2 protein-coding genes are annotated in these 2,168 nt (G+C 75.9%); both read right to left on the reverse strand.

From position 1 onward, the window contains the following. A partial coding sequence (locus V7793_RS36695; RefSeq protein WP_336014010.1) for a glycosyltransferase 87 family protein occupies nt 1–750 on the reverse strand: 750 nt, incomplete at its 3' end. Next, nucleotides 747–2,168, reverse strand: a 1,422-nt coding sequence (locus V7793_RS36700) for a hypothetical protein (RefSeq protein ID WP_336014011.1), incomplete at its 5' end; no start/stop codon positions are given. The genes V7793_RS36700 and V7793_RS36695, both read right to left, overlap by 4 nt.

A 2,168-nucleotide genomic window follows, 5' to 3' on the forward strand; every position in this document is an offset into this window, starting at 1 on the left:
GGCGTACGCGTCCTGCCCGCGCAGCAGGAACGGCAGCGTCCGGGTGAAGAACAGCCCGGGCCGCGGCATGGCCAGGGCCGCCGCCAGCGACACGGCCGCGGGGACGCCCACGGCCCAGGCCAGCGCCCGCCACCGCCGGGCGAGCACGAACAGCAGCAGCAGCGGCACGAGCATCGGCTTCAGCGCCATGGCCGCCCCCACGACCGCCCCGGCCGCGCACCAGCGCCCGTGGCGGGCGAGCAGCAGGGCGGCGGGGAAGGCGACGGCCGACAGGGCCGTCCAGTTGCCGAGGTAGACGACGCCGTGGAAGGGCTCGAAGACGCCGAGCGCCGCGACGACGCCCGCCGCGAGCCGGCTGTCGGCCCGCACCCCGAAGATCCGCAGGGCCAGTACGACCCCGGCGAGGACGAGCAGCGCGGTGACGACGGGCACCGCCCTGGCCAGCGCTTCGTTGCCGAACACGGTCTCGGGGACCGCGGCGAACACCGCGCCCGGCAGATAGAGGAACCGTTTGTCCGCGTACGGCGAGCCGCCGTCGAGCAGCGCCCGCGCCGCCCGTACGACCACCGCGTTGTCCATCCCGGGCATCCGCGGTCCCTGCACCACGCGCACGACGTCCAGGGCGAGCACCAGCAGGGCCGCGAGCAGCACCGGCCACGGGGCCCGGCCGCGCAGCCACCGCCCGAGGGCGTCGGGACGGCTCGCGGCCCCCTCGGCCCCCGCGGCGCTCACGGCGCTCACGGCGCTCACGGCGCGACCTCGGCGAGGAGGAAGCCGGCCGGGCCCCGGACGGTCCGGCGCAGGGCCGGATCGCCCCGGTCCAGGCCCGGCCCGCCGTTCTTCTGCAGGACCCAGCGCACGCGGTACTCCTTGAGGATGCCGAGCCGCTCGGCCCGGGAGGCGGCCGGGGCGAAGTAGCGGCGGGTCGCGGCGCGGCGGCGTGCCGCGTCGGGGAGGAAGACGTCGGGATAGGCGGGGGCGACGGTGTACGGCCCGTAGGCGGGCAGCATCCGCAGCGCGTAGTAGTTGTCGGTCATCACCGTCTGCCGCGCGGGCACCTCGCGCGCAGCCCAGGTGAACCGCGGCCAGAGCGCGACGGTGTGGAGGTGGCGCAGGACGGGCGGAAGGGCCTGGGGGCGCAGGACGTAGGTGAGCACCCCCGCTTGCGTCCACGCGCCCGCCAGCAGGGCGACGGCCGTCAACGGAACGAGCACCACGCGTGCGCGGCGGCCGCCGGTGGCCGCCTCCAGGGCGAGGGCGAGCTGCGCGGGCACGAGGACGGCGGGCAGGATCCTGCCCCACGCCTGATGGCCGCTCAGGCCGCCGGCCGCGAACACGGCGAGCCCCAGCACGAAGAAGATCACCAGCGGGTCGCGGCGGTCGCGCCGGGCCCGCAGCACGAGCGCGGCCGCACCGAGACCGGCCAGGGAGAACTTCGTCGCGAGGTGGTCGTAGAGCGGCCGGTGGATGTCGTCCAGGCCGCCTGTCCCGAGCAGGGAGAAGAACGCGTAGTACGGCCAGCAGGCGAGCACCGCCGCGGCCAGGGCGCACGCGGCGGCCACGCGCACCCACACCGCCCGCCCGGGCCACGGCCGCGCGCCGAGCAGCACCGCGGCGGCCCCGAGCACCGCGACGGCGCCCGTGAACTGATGGGTGAGCAGGATCCCGGCGAGCAGCAGCCCGAGACCCAGGAAGGCCGCCGTCCCCCACCCGGCGGCCGGGGCGCGCCGCAGCAGCGCCCACAGATGGAAGGCCATGCCGAAGGCGAACGTGCTCGGATAGGCGAGAGTGAGCGAAATCGAGGTGAGCCCGAGGACGCCGCTCCACGCGAAAAGCCTCACTCCGTACAGCAGGAGCAGGCACAGCACCGCCAGCGGCACCGCCGTCCTGCTGCGCGTGAACGTCCGCACGAAGGCGTGGACGCCCGTGCCGAGGAGGACGAGTGCGGCGAGCGCTCCCAGGCGCAGCACGGTGAAGGTGCCCCAGCCGGTGGCCGATCCGGTCAGGGCGAGCAGCACGGTCCACGGCGAGTAGTAGGGGCTCGGGGTCGGGGCGTCGACCAGGGGGTTGCCGGGGTGGAGGAGGTCGGCGCGCAGCCGTTCGAGGACGGCGGCGTGCATACCGAGGTCACCGGACCACGGCAGCCGTACGGTCATCAGCAGCAGGAG

Source organism: Streptomyces sp. KLMMK (genome assembly GCF_036961605.1).
Classification (GTDB): Bacteria; Actinomycetota; Actinomycetes; order Streptomycetales; family Streptomycetaceae; genus Streptomyces; species Streptomyces telluris.